At 32.6% G+C, this 20,230-nt stretch carries 20 protein-coding genes and 1 tRNA gene; 6 read left to right on the top strand and 15 right to left on the bottom strand.

Going from position 1 to position 20,230, the window contains the following annotated elements:
- Nucleotides 1-5 precede the first annotated feature (5 nt).
- Complete coding sequence (locus tag LOS86_RS02795; protein WP_231843139.1) at nt 6-449, bottom strand: exosortase F system-associated membrane protein; 444 nt, start codon at nt 447-449, stop codon at nt 6-8.
- On the bottom strand, nt 430-981 hold the full coding sequence (gene xrtF, locus LOS86_RS02790; protein WP_231843138.1) for an exosortase family protein XrtF: 552 nt from the start codon (nt 979-981) through the stop codon (nt 430-432). Before xrtF ends, LOS86_RS02795 begins: the two co-directional genes overlap by 20 nt.
- Nucleotides 982-1,053: 72 nt before the next feature.
- On the opposite strand from xrtF, the gene LOS86_RS02785 reads away from it, so the two are divergent.
- The 3 genes from LOS86_RS02785 (at nt 1,054) to LOS86_RS02775 (ending at nt 4,174) form a co-directional block, all read left to right on the top strand.
- Entirely contained in the window at nt 1,054-1,512 is a 459-nt protein-coding gene (locus LOS86_RS02785; protein ID WP_231843137.1) for an XrtF-associated fRMsr-like GAF protein, read from the top strand.
- Nucleotides 1,513-1,600: 88 nt separating this feature from the next.
- Nucleotides 1,601-1,870 carry a 30S ribosomal protein S15 gene (gene rpsO / locus LOS86_RS02780; protein WP_231843136.1) on the top strand — a complete coding sequence of 90 codons (270 nt, stop codon included), beginning with the start codon at nt 1,601-1,603 and terminating at the stop codon, nt 1,868-1,870.
- A 135-nt stretch (nt 1,871-2,005) separates the two neighbouring features.
- Entirely contained in the window at nt 2,006-4,174 is a 2,169-nt protein-coding gene (locus LOS86_RS02775) for a polyribonucleotide nucleotidyltransferase (protein ID WP_231843135.1), read from the top strand.
- Nucleotides 4,175-4,239: 65 nt separating this feature from the next.
- On the opposite strand, the gene LOS86_RS02770 is transcribed toward LOS86_RS02775, so the two are convergent.
- The gene (locus LOS86_RS02770) at nt 4,240-4,854 is read right to left on the bottom strand and encodes a hypothetical protein (RefSeq protein WP_231843134.1); all 615 of its coding nucleotides are present in this window, start codon (nt 4,852-4,854) and stop codon (nt 4,240-4,242) included.
- Nucleotides 4,847-5,452, bottom strand: a complete 606-nt coding sequence (locus LOS86_RS02765) for a hypothetical protein (protein WP_231843133.1) — start codon at nt 5,450-5,452, stop codon at nt 4,847-4,849. The genes LOS86_RS02770 and LOS86_RS02765 overlap by 8 nt, the downstream gene beginning before the upstream one ends.
- A gap of 94 nt (nt 5,453-5,546) precedes the next feature.
- Here LOS86_RS02765 and LOS86_RS02760 point away from each other — a divergent pair, with 94 nt between their 5' ends.
- The 3 genes from LOS86_RS02760 to rpe all read left to right on the top strand — a co-directional run bounded on the left by LOS86_RS02760 (nt 5,547) and on the right by rpe (nt 8,290).
- The gene (locus LOS86_RS02760) at nt 5,547-6,497 is read left to right on the top strand and encodes a hypothetical protein (RefSeq protein ID WP_231843132.1); all 951 of its coding nucleotides are present in this window, start codon (nt 5,547-5,549) and stop codon (nt 6,495-6,497) included.
- A gap of 80 nt (nt 6,498-6,577) precedes the next feature.
- Complete coding sequence (locus tag LOS86_RS02755) at nt 6,578-7,441, top strand: sigma-70 family RNA polymerase sigma factor (RefSeq protein ID WP_014389330.1); 864 nt, start codon at nt 6,578-6,580, stop codon at nt 7,439-7,441.
- Nucleotides 7,442-7,630: 189 nt separating this feature from the next.
- Nucleotides 7,631-8,290 carry a ribulose-phosphate 3-epimerase gene (gene rpe / locus LOS86_RS02750; RefSeq protein WP_231843131.1) on the top strand — a complete coding sequence of 220 codons (660 nt, stop codon included), beginning with the start codon at nt 7,631-7,633 and terminating at the stop codon, nt 8,288-8,290.
- 45 nt (nt 8,291-8,335) lie between these two features.
- On the opposite strand, the gene LOS86_RS02745 is transcribed toward rpe, so the two are convergent.
- The 11 genes from LOS86_RS02745 to murD form a co-directional block, all read right to left on the bottom strand.
- Complete coding sequence (locus tag LOS86_RS02745) at nt 8,336-8,752, bottom strand: CBS domain-containing protein (RefSeq protein ID WP_231843130.1); 417 nt, start codon at nt 8,750-8,752, stop codon at nt 8,336-8,338.
- 166 nt (nt 8,753-8,918) lie between these two features.
- The gene (locus LOS86_RS02740) at nt 8,919-9,773 is read right to left on the bottom strand and encodes a zinc-dependent peptidase (protein WP_231843129.1); all 855 of its coding nucleotides are present in this window, start codon (nt 9,771-9,773) and stop codon (nt 8,919-8,921) included.
- Nucleotides 9,774-9,859: 86 nt separating this feature from the next.
- Nucleotides 9,860-9,933: transfer RNA gene (locus tag LOS86_RS02735), tRNA-Arg, on the bottom strand.
- A gap of 79 nt (nt 9,934-10,012) precedes the next feature.
- Complete coding sequence (locus LOS86_RS02730) at nt 10,013-10,462, bottom strand: GatB/YqeY domain-containing protein (protein WP_231843128.1); 450 nt, start codon at nt 10,460-10,462, stop codon at nt 10,013-10,015.
- A 310-nt stretch (nt 10,463-10,772) separates the two neighbouring features.
- The gene (gene ftsZ / locus LOS86_RS02725) at nt 10,773-12,761 is read right to left on the bottom strand and encodes a cell division protein FtsZ (protein ID WP_231843127.1); all 1,989 of its coding nucleotides are present in this window, start codon (nt 12,759-12,761) and stop codon (nt 10,773-10,775) included.
- Between the two features lie 11 nt (nt 12,762-12,772).
- A complete protein-coding gene (ftsA, locus tag LOS86_RS02720; protein WP_231843126.1) occupies nt 12,773-14,149 on the bottom strand; it encodes a cell division protein FtsA in 1,377 nt (458 codons plus the stop codon).
- An 8-nt stretch (nt 14,150-14,157) separates the two neighbouring features.
- Nucleotides 14,158-14,880: a cell division protein FtsQ/DivIB gene (locus LOS86_RS02715; RefSeq protein ID WP_231843125.1), complete on the bottom strand. Its 723-nt coding sequence runs from the start codon at nt 14,878-14,880 to the stop codon at nt 14,158-14,160.
- Nucleotides 14,867-16,213 carry a UDP-N-acetylmuramate--L-alanine ligase gene (gene murC / locus LOS86_RS02710; protein ID WP_231843124.1) on the bottom strand — a complete coding sequence of 449 codons (1,347 nt, stop codon included), beginning with the start codon at nt 16,211-16,213 and terminating at the stop codon, nt 14,867-14,869. The genes LOS86_RS02715 and murC overlap by 14 nt, the downstream gene beginning before the upstream one ends.
- Before the next feature lie 97 nt (nt 16,214-16,310).
- Nucleotides 16,311-17,420 carry an undecaprenyldiphospho-muramoylpentapeptide beta-N-acetylglucosaminyltransferase gene (murG, locus tag LOS86_RS02705; RefSeq protein ID WP_231843123.1) on the bottom strand — a complete coding sequence of 370 codons (1,110 nt, stop codon included), beginning with the start codon at nt 17,418-17,420 and terminating at the stop codon, nt 16,311-16,313.
- A 49-nt stretch (nt 17,421-17,469) separates the two neighbouring features.
- On the bottom strand, nt 17,470-18,825 hold the full coding sequence (locus LOS86_RS02700; RefSeq protein ID WP_231843122.1) for an FtsW/RodA/SpoVE family cell cycle protein: 1,356 nt from the start codon (nt 18,823-18,825) through the stop codon (nt 17,470-17,472).
- Nucleotides 18,826-18,894: 69 nt separating this feature from the next.
- Nucleotides 18,895-20,229, bottom strand: coding sequence for a UDP-N-acetylmuramoyl-L-alanine--D-glutamate ligase (gene murD, locus LOS86_RS02695; protein WP_231843121.1), 1,335 nt, complete (start codon nt 20,227-20,229; stop codon nt 18,895-18,897).
- Between the last annotated feature and the right edge of the window lies 1 nt (nt 20,230).

The following is a 20,230-nucleotide window of genomic DNA, read 5'->3' as shown; positions in this document are numbered from 1 at the left end:
AAAATTTATCGAGAAATCTTCTGATAATAAAAGGCTGGAATAAACAGAACTAAAAATAAAGGTTGGATTAAAAACCTGCGTACGTAAAATAAAATTAAATAATCTGGATTATTTGAAAGGAACAAAATTCCAAAAAACGCTAGAACTAATACCACAAAAAAGAACACAAAAAGATTAGCAGAAAATTTTACTATTGTCTTATCAAAAAAAAGCAACCAAATAATACTTAAAGAAAAAAGTGTATTAACAAAATATCTAAAAAACAGGTTTACAAACAACAAGACACCATTAAAAACGGGTAAAGGTTTGTTTAAATACTCTGATTTATAAAATGACAAAAAAGGATCATAAAACAAATTATCCTCAAAGACTCTAATTAAAATTAGTCCCAAAAAAGCTAATCCTATTAAGAAAATTCTTTTCTTGTTTCTAAGAATTCTTTTTAACATAGCCCGAAAATTTAGTTATCCACATTATCCATAAAACAAAAACCACTCCATAAATCACAAGCGGAAAAATTGTTCCGTGTAATAATTCTTCGTGTTCAGGATAATAGTACAATGCATAGGTTAGCAATGCAATTCGTAAAACATTTAGTAAATGAATAATACCTATTCCTATTACAATATAGAGAATTGTCTTTTTCCATTTGTTTGAAAAAGCAAAAATAAAGGCTCCAAATAAAATCATAATACTAATCGCATTACAACCTTCAACAACCCTTGCCAAATATTTTTCTTTAAGATATACTTTTAAAGAAGCTTCTTTTGGATGAGGAAGATATTGAGATTCACCAGCAAACAAATTCAACACTTCAACTGTTTGTTTTGCAACAATTTCTGTAAAATAATCCACCTCCTTATTTTCAGCATTGTATTGGTTTAAATACATTTTATATACAAACGCAAATACCAAATAAAAAACAATAAACTTGGTTAAAAAAGCAAAAAAAGGTTTATATTGACTAAAAGTGTTTTTCAAATTATAGATTTTTAACAAAAATATAGATTTTTTAATTGGAAGGAATAAATACTTTTGTAAAAAATAACAACTATGACATTTGAAGAATTAAAACCGCATGTTAGCAACATAATTGAAAAAGAAAATGCTACGCGAGATGAAAAGCTAAAAGAAATTTGCCAACTATTGACTGACCACATTAGTTATTACAATTGGGTAGGTTTTTATTTTGCTAATCATGAAGCAAAGACTTTACATTTAGGCCCATATGTAGGAGCCGAAACTGATCATACCGTTATTCCGTTTGGAAAAGGAATATGTGGTCAGGTTGCTGAATCTAATGCTAATTTTGTAGTTCCTGATGTAAAAGCACAAGATAATTACATTGCATGTAGTTTTACTGTGAAATCAGAAATTGTAATTCCATTATTTGTTAATGGAATAAATATAGGGCAAATCGACATTGATTCCCATGTATTAAATCCGTTTACTGAAGCAGATGAACGCTTTTTAGAGTTTGTAAATGAACAAGTTGCCAAGTTATTTATATAAAGACTTGTGTATTAAAAAAATAAGAGTACCTTTGCAACCGAATTGTAGAAGCAATTCATACATAATAATCATTTAATACAATATTAGCATGTACTTAACTAAAGAAGTTAAATCAGAAATCTTCGCTAAACACGGAGGAAAAGCAGAAAACACTGGATCTGCTGAAGGGCAAATCGCTTTGTTTACATTTAGAATTAACCACTTAACTGGACACTTAAAAGCAAATCGTCATGATTTCAACACAGAGCGTTCGTTAGTGAAATTAGTAGGTAAAAGAAGAAGTCTTCTTGACTACTTAAAAAAGAAAGATATCAACAGATATCGTGAGATTATTAAAGAATTAGGTATTAGAAAATAATCAACTAAAGGGGCTTTGTGCCCCTTTTTGTTTTGTTTATATTGACAGAAAAAGTTTGGTTTTTCATTGGGTTACAAACAACTACACACAACAACAACACAACTGACCCTTTGTTTAATTAAGAATTAAAATTTTATGATTCCAAAAGTATTCCAAGAAACAATCGATTTAGGAGATGGAAGAAGCATTTCAATCGAAACTGGAAAATTAGCCAAACAAGCAGATGGTTCTGTCGTGGTTCGTATGGGCGATGCCATGTTATTAGCTACTGCTGTATCAGCCCGTACTGCCAATCCTGGGGTAGATTTTTTACCTTTAACAGTAGATTACCGCGAAAAATTCGCAGCAGCTGGTCGTTTTCCTGGAGGTTTCTTCAAAAGAGAAGCACGTCCAAGTGATAGTGAAGTATTAACTATGAGATTAGTTGACCGTGTATTACGTCCGCTTTTCCCAGATGACTATCATGCTGAAACGCAAGTTATGATTCAATTAATGAGTCATGACGATAATGTTATGCCAGATGCTTTAGCTGGATTAGCAGCTTCTGCAGCATTAGCAGTTTCTGATATTCCATTTTACAATCTAATTTCTGAAGTACGTGTAGCACGTGTTAACGGAAAATTTGTAATTAATCCAAGCAGAGAAGAATTAGAACAATCAGATATCGATATGATGATTGGTGCTTCTAAAGATTCTGTTGCCATGGTGGAAGGTGAAATGAAAGAAATTTCAGAAGCTGAAATGGTTGAAGCAATTAAGTTTGCTCATGAAGCTATCAAAATCCAAATTGAAGCTCAAGAAAGATTGAGAGCAGCAGTTGGTTCACCAGCTTACAGAGAATATGAACCAGAAAAAGAAGACGAAAGCGTTTATGCAAAAGTAAAAGCGGCTTCTTACGATAAATATTATGCAATTGCTCAAGAAGCATCTGCAAAAAGCGAAAGAGGAGAAAAATTTGCTGTTGTTAAAGAAGAAGTTAAAGCATTATTCACAGAAGAAGAATATGCAGAAAATCCAGATTTAGCAGAATTAGTAAGCAAATACAACTATAAAGTTCAAAAAACAGCAGTTCGTAACGTAATTTTAGAAAAAGGAATTCGTTTAGACGGTAGAAAAACAACAGATATTCGTCCAATTTGGTGTGAAGTTGATTATTTACCATCAGTTCATGGTTCATCTATTTTTACTCGTGGGGAAACTCAAGCTTTAGCTACTGTTACATTAGGAACTTCAAGAGAGGCAAATGTAATTGATTCTCCATCAGAACAAGGGGAAGAGAAATTCTATTTACATTACAACTTCCCTCCTTTCTCAACTGGTGAAGCAAAACCTTTAAGAGGAACTTCAAGAAGAGAAGTTGGACATGGTAACTTAGCTCAAAGAGCATTAAAAAATATGATTCCTGCTGATTGTCCTTATACAATTCGTGTAGTTTCTGAAGTATTAGAATCTAACGGTTCTTCTTCTATGGCTACTGTTTGTGCTGGAACAATGGCATTAATGGATTCTGGAGTTCAGATGGTAAAACCAGTTTCTGGTATTGCAATGGGATTAATTACTGACGGAGAAAAATTCGCAGTATTATCAGATATCTTAGGAGATGAAGATCACTTAGGAGATATGGACTTCAAAGTAACAGGAACTGCAGATGGTATTACTGCTTGTCAGATGGATATCAAAATTGATGGTTTACGTTACGATATTATGGAGCAAGCTTTAGGTCAAGCTAGAGAAGGTAGAATGCATATTTTAGGAAAAATCACTGAAACTATTGCACAACCTCGTCCAACAGTTAAACCAAAAGCTCCTAAAATCATTACTAGAACAATTCCTGGAAACTTCATTGGTGCTTTAATTGGGCCAGGTGGAAAAGTAATTCAAGAATTACAAAAAGCTACTGGAACTACTATCGTAATTAACGAAGTTGACGAGCAAGGAGTGGTTGAAATCTTAGGAACTAACCAAGAAGGAATCGATGCGGTATTAGCGAAAATTGATTCTATAATTTTCAAACCAGAAATGGGTGAAGCATACGAAGTTAAAGTAATTAAAATGTTAGATTTTGGGGCTGTAGTAGAATATACTAAAGCACCTGGAAACGAAGTTTTATTACACGTTTCAGAATTAGCTTGGGAAAGAACTGAAAACGTTACTGATGTAGTAAATATGGGAGATGTATTTATGGTAAAATACTTAGGTATTGATCCTAAAACACGAAAAGAAAAAGTGTCAAGAAAAGCACTTTTACCTCGACCTCCTAGAGAAGAGAAACCTATCGAGAAAAAAGATAAACCTCAAGGTTAATTAAGTTAAGTTAATTCATAAAAAGCACCGATTTTAGTTATTAAAATCGGTGCTTTTATTTATAACTAAAAATTCCAACTTCCTGAAACACCGTATTGCAATGACGATCCTCCAAAATTTCCTTCAACTTTAGTATTAAACAAATCATAAGGCGCATATTGATAAGTACAATGCAACCCAAAGCCGTATAACACTACTTTTATTCCTTGACTAACTCCAATTGTATTCAGTGTAGGCTGAAAATCCAAATCTTCATACCGTTCCTCTTCTGGTTTAGAATAATGAAGATATTTCCAACCTATTCCAGTATTTGATTCAATATGGAAATTTTCACTTTTAGACTGTAGCAAAAATCTTGTATATCGTAAACCTAAGAAAAAAGCTGATTTACTTCCGTCTAATAGTATTACCTCATCTCCAACAGTATATTCAACATTCTTACCTTTAATAATGCCACTTAATTCTAACCCAAAATCAATAAACTGACGTTTTGCAATTTTTGTTCGCATGTAAAAAGCAGTGGTTATTGAATTCTCATATTTATCTGATAATTTACCAAGCGGTTGTCCATAACTAACTTCTAAAATATTTCTTTTAAAGACATCTACTTTTGGGAAAACGATTGTGTCTTGAGCTTGTAATTGGAAAGCAAACAAAACAAATATTAATACCTTATTCATCTTTTACTATTTTAAATATATATTCATTTTCTGACGAACTTCCGCCACCTAAAAACAACAACATTCCTTCATTAGTAGAGTTTCTGCGAATCATTACTTCATCATCTTTTGGAAACTCAATAGTATACCGAATCATTTGCTTTGAAATAAAGATTATAGGAAAAGAAACCGTCTGATAGTTGAGATAAAAAACAAATCGTTTTCTTTTTCTTTTTCCACTCACTTTAATTACAAATTGCTTTTTGAAATCATCCTGAAATTTAATATACAAATCGTCTTTCAGAAGTTGTAATTCGATAGGCACACTAAAATCGATATTCTTTTTATCGGTAAATTCATTCATAAAACTTCTGGTGAAAAATTGATTACCATATTGGTGTTGAATCGTATCTAATTTGTCATAAAAACGAACCGACATCTGTTTGGGATTTTTTTTATATTCATCTTGCACAATTACATTTTGCACACTACAGGAAACCAAAAAAAACACAAAAACAAATCGCCACTTTCTCTTAAAATATTGATTTACAATTCTTGAATATTGCTTTAGATCTTTCTCCCGAAAAGAAGCTAAACTTTCACTGAATATTTTTTTCATATGCTATAATTTCAACCCAAAACTATTTCATATTTCACAAAATAAAATGTGATTTATAATAATAATTAATTGTATTTTTGTGAAAATCACAAATATGACACATCAAGAAATATTACTAAACACTATTAGAAAACAGATATCAAAAAACAATTCGTTGATTGACGAAATAGCCAAAGTTTTAGATATTAGTTACGATGCTGCTCATAGAAGAATATCATTAAAAAGTAAATTTTCAATTGAAGAAACCATTATACTTTGTAGGCATTATAAAATATCAATGGATGCTTTATTTAATGCCACAGATCAATTAGTGGTAGAAAAAACAAAAAAAATAAGTACGCTATCTGACTTTAGAGATTACTTTAAAAAGACGAATCAAATTATTGAAAAATTTAAACCTGAGGTGACTACAATTTATTACGCCGCTAAAGATATTCCCATGAATTATGCCGTATCAGGAACTTTGTTTTCAAAGTTTAAATTTTTCATTTGGTACAATTTACTTAACAAAGAAGAAATAGCCCGATTTGAGGATTTTATTTTCGAAGAACGTGTTGTTGAAAACAATGATTATTTAAAAATGTTTTTTGAAAAATCTAACAGAATTGAGATTTGGAATGACACAACAATTAACAGTACTTTGCAACAATTAATCTATTTTTTTGAAGCCGGATTAATCCACTATCAAAATGCACTATACATATTAGATGATGTAACAGCCATAATAAAAAATATAGAAAAAAAGTGTGAAACCACTTCAGATAATTTTCAACTTTACTTTAATGAATTATTAATACTAAACAATAGCGCGCTATTTTCTTCACCTGACATCTCGGCTTTTTTTCTTCCTTATAATGCATTAGGATATTATGTAACATCAGATAAAAAAGTTTGTGAAGAGCAACTAGATTACATGAAAAATCAATTAAAAAATTCAAAATCATTGAATTTATCAGGAAAAAAAGATAGAAAAATATTCTTCAATAGAATGCATCAAAAAATTGAATTTTATAGGATAAAAATTGAAAACTATGTAATGGAATAATTTTTTTCAAACTTTTGTAACTTTTTTAAAACTTATACGTATAACAACTAGAACTTTTAAAAAAGTAAGGAGAAATTTAGATGAGACAACTTAAAATTACGAAGCAGGTTACCAATCGTGAAACTGCTTCCTTAGACAAGTACCTACAAGAAATTGGAAAAGTTGACCTTATTACTGCAGATGAAGAAGTAGAATTAGCACAAAGAATTAAAGCTGGTGATCAAAGAGCTTTAGAAAAACTTACAAAAGCAAATTTACGTTTCGTAGTATCAGTAGCAAAACAATATCAAAATCAAGGACTTACACTTCCTGATTTAATTAACGAAGGAAATTTAGGATTAATTAAAGCCGCACAACGTTTCGATGAAACACGTGGTTTTAAATTCATTTCATATGCTGTTTGGTGGATTCGTCAATCGATTCTTCAAGCTTTAGCAGAGCAATCTCGTATTGTACGTTTACCGTTGAATAAAATTGGTTCTATCAATAAAATCAACAAAATGTATGCCTTATTAGAGCAATCTAATGAGCGCGCTCCTTCTGCAGAAGAAATTGCAAAAGAGTTAGATATGACAGTAAATGACGTTAAAGAGTCCATGAAAAACTCAGGTCGTCATTTATCAATGGATGCTCCTTTAGTAGAAGGTGAAGATTCAAACTTATACGACGTATTACGTTCTGGTGAATCTCCAAATCCAGATAGAGAATTAATCCACGAATCATTACAAACAGAAATCGAAAGAGCATTAGAAACCTTAACTCCAAGAGAGGCAGATGTAGTTCGTTTGTATTTTGGTTTAGGTGATCAACACCCAATGACTTTAGAAGAAATTGGAGAAACTTTCGATTTAACTCGTGAGCGTGTTCGCCAAATTAAAGAAAAAGCGATTAGAAGATTAAAACATACTTCTAGAAGTAAAATATTAAAAACATATTTAGGTTAATTCCTAAATTACAATAACAACAGTCTAAGACTGTTCGTTTTTTGATTGATGATTGAAACTCCGGCTGATTACCGGAGTTTTGTTTTTTAGCCACAACCTTAAATGAGATAAATCTTTTAGTCGACAATACTTTTAAACTTTTAAACTAAAAGCTATCTTTGTACACAACAACACACACTTAACGATTTTATGAAAAACACACTTATTGCTCCATCAGTACTTGCAGCTGATTTTGCTAACTTACAGCGCGACATCGAAATGATTAATGTTAGTGAAGCGGATTGGTTTCACATTGATATTATGGATGGCGTTTTTGTACCTAATATTTCTTTTGGAATGCCTGTTTTAGATGCCATCAACAAACATGCTAAAAAAACCATCGATGTTCACTTAATGATTGTTGATCCTGATAGATACATTGCAACTTTTAAAAAATTAGGAGCTGATGTTTTAACGGTTCATTATGAAGCATGTACTCATTTACACAGAACGCTTCAAGCTATAAAAGCAGAAGGTATGAAAGCTGGAGTTGCCTTGAATCCGCATACAAATGTTGACTTGTTAGAAGATGTGATTCAAGATATTGATTTGGTTTGTATTATGAGTGTAAATCCAGGTTTTGGAGGACAATCTTTTATCGAAAACACCTATTCAAAAGTTGAAAAATTAAAAGCATTAATCAATAGAAAAAATGCAGCAACTATTATTGAAATAGATGGTGGTGTTACCAATAAAAACGCAAAAAAATTAGCTGATGCCGGTGCTGATATTTTAGTAGCAGGAAGCTATGTTTTTGGAGCTCAAGACCCAATTGCAACTATAGCAGATTTAAAAAATATTACGAAGTAATTCAAAAAAGCCTAACACTTTAAAATGTTAGGCTTTTTCATTTATTTAATATTGATCAATTAAGTATTTTATTAAATCGGTTGTGGTAATAATCCCAACTAATAAATCTCCTTCACATACAGGCAAAGCATGAAACTCTTTTGTGGCTAAAATTTGCGCTGCTTCTTTAATAGTGGCATCTGGAGGAATAGATACTAGTTTTTTTGCCATAACTTGTTCTACGGTAAACATATTATAAACTGTTGTATCTACATCATCTTCGTCGTCAATTGCATCAGCAAAAGAGATTCGTAAAAGATCGGTATAACTTAACATCCCTACAATTTTGTTACTATAAACAACAGGAATGTGTCGTATGTGATGCTTTTTAAATAGCATTTCGGCTTTAGTTAAATCATCTGATAAATTTAACTTTACTACGTTTTTTGTCATTATTGTTGACACAGGAACCTTTTGTTTCATAAGTGTAAGTTTTAAATGTTAATGTCACTTATGTTATCGCTTTTCTGTAAAAGAATTTAAAAATTAAAATTGATTATGAAGCGACTTCATGACCTTGAGTTTATATTGACATAAAGTTACTCAATAATTAAGCATCAAAACATGATATATATCAGAAAACAAAAGACTATTCTGAAATGAAATATTTTTCATTAAAATTAATCATGTGCTTCACTTTCAGAAAGATAGAAGGGAATTTTTGTTTAAATTCTTCTGGAGATTCAAAGAAATATTCTAACAATACAGCTACAAATTCAAATTGGTTTTCATAAGCATAATCGCGTAAAAAACCAGATTCAATTAAACGCTGTTTTACTTCAGGTTTTGAAACTACACGAAATAAATTTTGAAGTGATTCATTAAATAATACAAAAGTAGCTTTATCACTTTTTAAGGCATAGATATGAAAAGCATGTGTAAACTCATGTAATCCTAAATTCAGATTATCATTCGTAATATCAATACCTTCTTTGAAATGTTTCCACGAAAAAACAATACATTCCATTCTCGGATTGAATTCACCTTTGTGGTAATTATCATTTTGAGGAGAATAATAAATATCAGGATAAATAATAATTCGTTTAAACAGAGGATTCAAATATTCGCGCATTCCAAAAGTTAGCATCACATAAGAAGCAGAAATTGTAACTTTCATTTCCTCAGTAACTATAATATCTCTTCCTTCAAAATTATAATGAAAAATTAACTTGGCTACTCGGTGTTCAAAATACCGCTTGTATTTAGGCTTTAATCGATTATAAAATTGAAAATTTGCGGCTAAAATTTGCTTTCTGGAATCGGATAATTTTAAAAAATTCACATTAGCAAAAACAACTAAAGGCTTTTTATAATTTCGTAAATATACAATCTCAGTTACATAGAAAGCAAATGCAAAAAAGATTGCTGCAAACGGAGCAACAACTACAAACATTGCAATATAATCTGCTAAAAACAATTCGTGTTCTATAGGTGGCGTTTGCATAATTTGGGGACTATTTTACAAATAACGTAAAAATTATGTTTATATGAAATAAAAAAACACCAAGCTATGTTGGTGTTGTAATAATGTGACTTCGAAGGGAGTCGAACCCCTAACCGCTGGAGCCGAAATCCAGTGCTCTATCCAGTTGAGCTACGAAGCCTTTATTAAAGAAAATAGAGTAAAGATAAAAGAAGAAAGACTTCATCTTTCCTCCCTTATCTTTGTACTACCTTCTTATTTTACACTAAAAGTTTCTTTACAATTCCTGAAATTACTTTTCCTTCTGCTTGTCCACCAATTTGAGCAGTTGCTAATCCCATAACTTTTCCCATAGAAGCAATTCCTGAAGCTCCTGTTTCTGCAATGATTTTAGCAACGATTGCTTCTACTTCTTCTTCTGATAATTGCGCCGGTAAGAATTTTTCTATTACCGCAATTTGCGCTAATTCTGGTTCGGCTAAATCAGCACGATTTTGTTTTGTGAAGATTTCCGCACTATCCTTACGCATTTTTACTAAACGCTGTAACATTTTAATTTCTTGATCTTCTGTTAATGTATCTGTAGCTCCCGCTTCTGTTTTTGCTAAAATAATTGCCGATTTAATTGCTCTTAACGCTTCTAAAGCTACGCTATCTTTTGCTTTCATGGCTTCTTTCATGTGATCCATGATTTTTGCTTCTAAACTCATATATTTATGTTTATTGTTTAATTGTTATTTTTTGTTTCAGGTTTCAAGTTAGTCTAACTTCTATTCTCTATCCTCTTTTTTCTTTACTACCCCAGATGGCAATGGAAAGCTTTTTTGAATTAGGAAGCCCATTTTTCTTTTTTAAAAAAGCGACCTAAGAAGCTCTTTTTAAATAGTAGAAAAAGGGTATGATAATCAAAAAACTTGTAATGAACAGCTGGAAATAGGTTCAAAAAAATCCAATGCAAAAGTAATAAAAAAACCCGAAAATTGCTCTTCGGGTTTTGAGGGTAGGTTAGTTTGTAATAGATTAATCTACATTATCGTGAAGAAACGAATTATTTGAACGAAGTTGGATATCATCGTTGCTATCTGTTCCTAATGACATTCTAGATTGATTGTTGGCAGTGTTAGGTTGTGATGCCACATCTAACCCCATTCTTTTATATGCTGGAACTCTTTCAAATTCATCAATTTGTGCATTGTTATTGAATTTATGATTGAATTCTTTCATTTTTCTTTTACGCTCTTCCGCTCTGAATTTCAATGTCTCTTCGATTGACATTTCTATTGGAGAAACATTATCTAATTGAATTGTATCTTCAACTTTTGGAGTATTGGTTTTCATAGTGAAGTTTAATTCTTCATCTAGAGGTTCGTTAACCACTTCCACAGGTTTTGACGCTACTAATTCGTTTTCTTTTTCTAAATAATCTTCTAATGAATATTTGATTATTCCGTTTTGATTTACTTCTGTAACCGGAACCACGTTGATTGGATCTTTCACTTCCATTTGACGTGTTTCTGGAGTTAATTCGAAAACAATTGTATCTTGCTGAGTTACTTCTTTAACTTCTTCTTTTGTAGCAAATAAATCTAATGAAAAACTAATTTCTTCTTCTTTAGCCACAACAAACTCAGGATCTTTTACTTCGATTTCTCTGATTTGTGGCGTAATGATTTCGAATGTTGGTGCTACATTTGGTGTAATTACTTCAAATGTTACATCAATATTTTTAATCAATTCAGATGTTGGAACCAAATCCATAGCTGGAGCAACCGGAGTGTGAATTTCAAACTTTGGTTCTTCAACTTCTTCCTCTAAAGTGAAAACAATTTTTTCTTCTACCACTTCATCACAAATAGGATTGATGATATCCGCTTTAACTTCTTCTACTTTTGGAGTTTCGAAAATTGGGTTATTTACTGTAATATTTGAAGCTGTTTTATTCATTAATTCGTGAACAATTTTTTGCTCATCTTCTAACGAATGAATAATTTTTTTAGGTTCTGTGTTTACGATTTCAGCTTGTTGCTCTACATTGAAACCTGTAGCAATAACAGTTACCGAAATAGCTTCTCCTAAAGCTTCTTCTTCACCAACTCCCATAATGATGTTCGCATTGTAACCTGCTTCCGACTGAATGAAGTCGTTGATTTCACCGATTTCATCAATTGTAATTTCGTTAGCTTCGTCAGTTCCTGAAACGATTAATAACAATACGTTTTTAGCACCTGTAATTTTATTATCATTTAATAAAGGAGAATCTAAAGCACTCATAATCGCCTGTTTTGCTCTTTCAGGTCCAGACGCAGTTGCAGAACCCATAATAGCAGTACCACTGTTTGATAATACTGTTTTAGCATCTTTAAGGTCGATATTTTGAGTATAGTGGTGTGTAATTACTTCAGCAATTCCTCTTGAAGCCGTAGATAACACTTCATCAGCTTTAGAGAAACCTGCTTTGAAACCTAAGTTTCCGTATACTTCACGTAATTTATTATTATTGATAACAACTAAAGAATCTACTTGTTTACGTAAACGTTCTACTCCGGCTAACGCTTGCTCAGAGCGAACTTTTCCTTCAAATTGAAAAGGAATCGTAACAATACCTACCGTTAAAATGTCACGTTCTTTTGCTAATTGCGCAATTACAGGAGCCGCACCCGTACCAGTTCCTCCACCCATTCCTGCGGTGATGAAAACCATTTTGGTGTTGCTGTCTAACATTTTTTCAATTTCGGCAATACTTTCAATAGCAGATTGTTGACCTACTTCAGGATTAGCACCAGCACCTAAACCTTCTGTTAAGCTTACCCCTAACTGAATTTTATTTGGCACAGGACTGTTTTGTAATGCCTGAGAATCAGTATTACAAACTACAAAATCAACACCTTTAATACCTTGTTTAAACATGTGGTTGATGGCATTGCTACCTCCACCACCTACACCAATCACTTTGATTACATTAGATTGGTTTTTTGGTAAATCGAATGAAATGTTTCCAAATTCTGACATAGTATCTCCTTTTATTCTGCGTTATCTAAAAATTCTTTAATCTTATCAATGTATTTATCAAAAAACGAACGTTTGATTTTATCATCAGTTGTTTCGTGTTTGATAGGTTGAGTTGCTTTTGGCTCCTCTTTTTCTTCCTCAATAACTGGCTCTTCAACCACTACTTGAGAGCGAACCACTACTGGTTCTTCTTTTTTCATTTCTACAAACGGAGTAGCACTTTTTGTATTGTTTCGAATACTGTTCATTACTAATCCCACAGCTGTAGCATATAATGGACTTGACAATTCTTCGTCTGAATCTCCTGCTAAATGCTCGTTTGGATAACCAATTCTTGTATCCATTCCTGTAATATATTCCACTAGCTGTTTGATGTGTTGCAATTGTGCTCCACCACCTGTTAATACAATACCTGCAATTAGTTTTTTCTTAGGATCTTCGTGTCCGTATAATTTGATTTCAGCATATACTTGTTCAATAATTTCCACAACTCTAGCGTGAATAATTTTAGACAAGTTTTTAAGCGAAATTTCTTTTGGTTCTCTACCTCTTAATCCAGGAATCGAAACGATTTCGTTATCTTTATTTTCTCCAGGCCAAGCTGAACCAAAACGAGTTTTTAATAACTCGGCTTGTTTTTCGATGATTGAACATCCTTCTTTAATATCTTCCGTAATCACGTTTCCTCCGAAAGGAATTACTGCTGTATGACGAATGATTCCATCTTTAAAAATGGCTAAATCAGTTGTTCCACCACCTATATCTATCAAAGCAACTCCTGCTTCTTTTTCTTCTTGACTTAAAACTGCATCAGCCGAAGCTAATGGCTCTAATGTTAATCCCGACAATTCTAAACCAGCACTTTTAACACATCTTCCTAAATTTCGAATCGAAGCTGCTTGACCAACTACCACATGAAAGCTAGATTCTAATCTTCCACCGTACATTCCGATAGGTTCTTTAATTTCGGCTTGACCATCGATTTTGAATTCTTGTGGCAACACGTGAATTATTTCTTCACCTGGCAACATTGCTAATTTGTGCACTTGTCCAATTAACGTATCGATATCAGCATCACCAATTACTTCTTCTGCATTTGGGCGACTGATGTAATCACTATGTTGGATACTACGAATATGCTGACCTGCAATACCGACTACAACATCATTAATTTTGTAACCTGAATCGTTTTCAGCTTCAGCAACCGCTTGTTGAATTGACTGAATAGTTTGTGTAATATTATTCACAACACCACGATGAACACCTAAGCTTTTTGATTTTCCTACTCCGAGAATCTCAAGCTTACCATATTCATTCTTCTTCCCTATCATTGCTACAATCTTAGTTGTACCAATATCTAATCCTACTGCAATGTTGTCTTTGTTCATAACTATACTTATTTCTTACAAACCACTTGTTGTATAAACATCAAGTTTATTTCTTTATAATTTTTTATCAATGTGTCTTTTATTGCATGATGAAAAAAAGCTTTATAATTTTTAAACTTTCTTTCTACATTCATTGGTTTCCCAAACACTATTTTATAATCATAACTTCTGTTCGTTAAAATTACGTTTCCAGAAGGCATAATTTGTGCTGCCGTAATGTTTTTGCTTAAGAAATCATCTTTTTTGATTTCGTTAAACAATTTCAAATATGGCTTACAATTTTCTTCACTTATTGCGCCGACAACCAGCGGAACTCGTGCTGAAAAATTTTCCGATAACGACATTCTATCTCCTTTTGAATCAAGGTAATAACTGTCTGAATCAGTAATAACTCTTACGATTGGGGTCTTTTGAGTAATACGCGTATTTAGAAATCCGTCTATTGTTGAAAAAACTTGTGCTTTTTCAATCATCTCGTGATCATCGAGTACAGCCTCTAAAGTATTCAAATCTAACTTATCTTTTTGAATTGTTGAAGCACCTCCAAAATTTTGTATTAACAAGTTATTAACCATATCATTTGTTAAAAACATGTTTTCCTCTGAATCAAATTTGATATCTATCTTACTGATTTTACGCTGACTATTTCGCTTTGACGAAAAAGAGTACAAGAAAATCATAGCAAAAATGATTAACACCAATCGAATAGTATGCCAATTAATTCTTCTCATGAAGCGCTTTTTTTAGATCTTTTACCAATTCACCTATGTCGCCTGCTCCAATAGTTACAAACACATCCGCATCGGAATTTTCAAAAGCCGTGAACAGCTCCTCTTTGCTGACTAATTTCTTATTCGGATTGTTAATTTTATTCAACAACCAAGTAGAATTTACACCTTCCATTGGCAATTCGCGAGCCGGATAAATTTCCAACAATAAAATCTCGTCGAATTGACTTAAACTTTCTGCAAAACCATCTACAAAATCTTTTGTTCTACTGAACAAATGCGGTTGAAAAGCAGCGATGATTTTTTTACCTGGATACAATTCACGAACCGCCTGATGCACCGCGTTAATTTCGGTTGGATGATGTGCATAATCATCAATATAAACCAATTTTTCTTCTCTAATTTGAAACGAAAAACGTCTTCTTACTCCTTTAAAACTTGCTAAAGCAGCAATGATTTTCTCATTGGAAACACCATACGATTTTGCCATTGCAAAAGCTAATAAGGCGTTTGTCAAATTGTGATGCCCTGGCAAACCAAATTTCACATTTTGAACCACTTCCGTTGGTGTTTTTACATCGAAAACATAAAATCCGTTTTCAATTCGGATGTTTTGAGCTGAAAAATCAGCATTGTTGTTAACTCCGATAGTATTTCCTTCTAATGGTAATCCTTTGATTACATATAAATTTTCCCTTGTCGTTTTAGCTGCGAATTCTCTGAATGATTCTTCAATACTTGCTGCATCACCATAAATATCTAAATGGTCGGCATCCATTGACGTTACACAAGAAACGTTAGGATGCAAATGCAAGAACGAACGATCAAATTCATCCGCTTCCACCACTGTAACCATTTTTCCTGAACCGATTAAGTTAGAATTGTAATTCTCCACGATTCCACCTAAAAAAGCCGTTACATCTACTCCACTTTCATACAAAACATGACCTAAAATACTTGAAGTTGTAGTTTTTCCATGAGTTCCAGCAACTGCAAAACAATAGGTATCTTTAGTAATAATCCCTAAAACTTCAGCACGCTTTTTAATTGTAAATCCTCTTTCGATGAAATAATTCCATTCCGAATGCGAAACTGGAACAGCTGGCGTTACGATTACTAATGTATTTTCAACATAGAAATCGGTTGGAATTAAGCTGATATTATCTTCAAAATGAATTTCTAAACCAATAGCTTGCAATTCATCTGTTAACTGCGTAGGTGTTTTGTCGTAACCCACTACTTTTTTTCCAATGTATTGAAAATAGCGTGCCAAAGCACTCATTCCGATACCTCCGATTCCGATGAAATAAACGTTATGTATTTGATTTAGGTTCATTTTCAAATTCAATTTCAAGTTCAAAAATCAATTTCAAACTTTGATTATTTACTTTTTTATTGAGCTTGTTCTTGTAGTTGAACTTACTCTTGAAATATTATTTAATTAGCTTCACTATTTCTTCAACAATATCTTTTGTTGCATTTGGCAGTGCTAATTTCTTTATGTTTTGACTTAATTCTAGTTGTTTATTTTCGTTAGAAATTAAATCGGAAAATATTGTTTCAAATTGCGTTTCTAATTCTGATTCTTTAATCAAAATAGCTCCGTTTTTATCTGAAATTGCTTTAGCGTTTTTCGTTTGATGATCTTCTGCTACATTTGGTGACGGAATGAAAATCGTAGGTTTTCCCACAATACACAATTCTGAAACCGACGATGCTCCTGAACGAGAAATAACGACATCCGCAGCAGCGTAAACTAAATCCATTCTATCAATAAATGCTAAAACAGTTACGAGTTGCGAGTTTTGAGTTGCGAGTTGTTCCGAGTTATATTTTTTATATTCGTCGAAATATAATTTTCCGCATTGCCAAATGATTTGAATGTTCTGACTCAATAGAAAATCCAATTCTTTTTCAATCAATTGGTTGATTCTTCTGGCACCTAAACTTCCGCCTAAAACCAAAAGTGTTTTTTTATTTGCATCTAATTTAAAATAAGCAATTGCTTCACTTTTACTTGCTTCGTTAATCAAATCTTCACGTACTGGATTTCCAGTTAAAATCATTTTATCTTTTGGAAAAAATTGTTCCAAATTTTCATAAGCGACGCAAATTTTATTCGCTTTTTTAGCTAATAACTTGTTCGTGATTCCTGGATACGAATTTTGCTCTTGAATTACTGTTGGTATATTCAACATTGATGCTGCTTTCAACACTGCTCCACTTGCAAAACCACCAGTTCCAATAACCACATCAGGTTTAAAACTATTGATAATTCGGAATGAATTCCACATACTTGAAAGTAATTTCAATGGAAACATTGCATTATCTAAAGTTAATTTTCTTTGAATTCCTGAAATCCATAATCCTTTGATGGCGTAACCTGCTTGAGGCACTTTTTGCATTTCCATTTTATCTTTGGCACCTACAAAAAGAAACTCTGCTTCTGGGAAACGAGATTTTAATTCGTTTGCAATCGCAACAGCTGGATAAATATGTCCGCCTGTTCCGCCTCCGCTTATTATGAATCTTGGTTTTTTCATCTTACACTCCTAAAGTCCCCTCGAGGGGACAATTATATGATTTTGCTTTTTATTTTTTATTTAAAACTGCGTTCATTGGATTTTGTCCGTTTACAAGCACATCTCCGTTTTCATCTTCAATTAAAGATTCTCTAATCGAACTTTTAATATCGTTTATTTTTTGCTGATTTTCATCGGCTTCTTTCTCTTCATTCAAAGCCACTTGCGCATCAATAATTTGCTGTAAAGCTTCATCACGTTTGCGTTTTTCTTCTAAGTCTAAAGCCACTTCTTCTTCTTTCTTAGTAACACTTAATATGATTCCGACAGCAATACATGTCATCCAAATAGAAGTTCCTCCACTACTAATCAACGGTAATGGCTGACCTGTAACTGGTAATAATTCTACAGCAACTCCCATATTCACAAAAGCTTGAAATATGATTGGGAATCCGAGTCCGATGATTAATAATTTTCCGAATAAACTAGAAGCTTTTTGAGCATTGATTACAAAACGAATCAACAATAACAAATACAATCCGATGATAGTTACTGCTCCTACTAATCCCCATTCTTCTACGATAATGGCGAAAATAAAATCGGAAGAAGATTGTGGTAAAAAATTTTTCTGAACACTCTTTCCGGCTCCCAATCCAATAACTCCACCAGAAGCGATGGCGATTTTTGCTTTTTCAATTTGGTAATCATCTTCGTTTGGCGTGTCTTTTGTAAAACGCTCAATACGTTTTTCCCAAGTACTTACCCTGCTGAAGAATTTATTATCTGGAAATGCTTTGGCTAATAATAAGAACAATAAAAGTGCAGCAATTCCCATTCCTAAAACATATCCTAAATATTTTAAAGGATATTGTCCGATGAAAATTAGCATGCAAATCATGGCAAAAATTAAGGCTGTTGTTGAAAAATTGGCTGGTAAAATCAGTACTAAAACCGCGCCAACAGGCACCCATAATTCTAAAAATGATTCCTTAAATGAATACACTTTATCGCTAACTTTTGCTAGATAGCGCGCTACATAAACCATTATTACAATAAATGCCAAAGTAGAGGTTTGAAAACTCACTCCTACAAACGGAATTTGAATCCAACGACTGGCATTTGCACCGCCAATTTCTGTTCCTTTGAGTAACGTGTAAACCAATAGCAATGCAACTAAAGGAATACCAAAAATGGATAAGGCTTTGAAATAATGATAAGGCATTTTATGAATCCAATAAATAATACCAAAACCTAAACCAACATGCACTGCGTGTTTAAATAAATGTCCGATTGTTGTTCCGTTTCCGATAACGTAAACTAAGTTAGTACTAGCGCTATACACAGGCAAAAAAGAAACTAAAGCCAACAGAAAAACTATGGCCCAAATGGTTTTATCTCCTCTTATTTTACCTATGATATCGAACATTTCTTATTTTTTAATTTTATATGAAATTGATATTTGATTTCTCCTTACGTCGAAATGACAATCAAAAATTTACAAATTATGAACGGCTTGTTTGAATTGTTTTCCTCTATCTTCGTAGTTTTCAAATAAATCGAAACTTGCACAAGCTGGTGATAATAAAACACTATCCCCTTTTTCTGCTAAACGTTGCGCCAGTTGAACTGCTTCAGACATTGAAGTGGTTTCTACCATCACATCTACCACATTATTAAATGCGTTGCTAATTTTTGTATTATCAACACCTAGGCAAACGATAGCTTTTACTTTTTCACGAACTAAAGGCATTAACTCATCGTAATCATTTCCTTTATCAACACCACCTACAATCCATACGGTTGGAGTAGTCATACTATCTAAAGCATAAAAAACCGAATTTACATTCGTAGCTTTAGAATCATTAATGTATTGCACTCCTTGAATTTTTAATACTTTTTCTAAACGGTGCTCTACTCCTTGGAAATTAGTCAAACTTTCTCTGATGGTTTGTTTTCTAATGTTCAACAATTGCGCCACAGCTGTTGCTGCCATTGCATTTTTAATGTTGTGTTTTCCTTCTAGTGCTAGTTCGTTGATTGGCATAGTAAATAATTCGTTTTTAATAGTACTGTTGATGTTGTTGTCTTTTATAAATCCTCCGTCATTTTCAGGTTTTTCTGTTAATGAAAAAGGCACTTTATTTGCTTTTATCTTATTGTTTTTTAACCAATTTTGAATCGCTTCATCTTCATTATCATAAATCAAATAATCGGCTTCTGTTTGGTTTTTTGTAATTCTAAATTTTGAATTGATATACAAACTATAATCGTAATTGTATCTATCTAAATGATCTGGACTAATATTGGTCAAAATCGCAATATGTGGCTTATAATTGATGATACCATCTAATTGAAAACTACTTAATTCTAAAACATAGATGTCGAATTTGTTTTCGGCTACTTGCCAAGCGAAACTTTTTCCAATATTACCCGCTAATCCAACATTTAAACCACCTTGTTTTAACAAATGATACGTCAAAAGCGTTGTGGTTGTTTTTCCGTTACTTCCGGTGATTCCAACCGTTGTTGCATCTGTAAATTGAATAGCAAATTCGATTTCAGAAATTACTGGAATACCTTTTTCGATTAACTTTTTTACAATCGGTGCTTTTTCGGGAATTCCAGGGCTTTTCATTACTACATCGGCATTTAGAATTAAATCTTCTGTATGCTTTTCATCTTCCCAAGCGATTCCATTAATAGTAAGAACTTCTTTATAATTTTCTTTTATTTTTCCAAAATCTGACACGAATACATCGTATCCTTTTTTCTTTCCTAAGATGGCGGTTCCTACTCCACTTTCGCCTCCGCCTAAAACTACCAGTCGCATC

The organism is Flavobacterium cyclinae, assembly GCF_021172145.1.
In the GTDB taxonomy this organism is placed as follows: domain Bacteria; phylum Bacteroidota; class Bacteroidia; order Flavobacteriales; family Flavobacteriaceae; genus Flavobacterium; species Flavobacterium cyclinae.
This window is presented reverse-complemented; position numbering and strand designations above follow the sequence as displayed.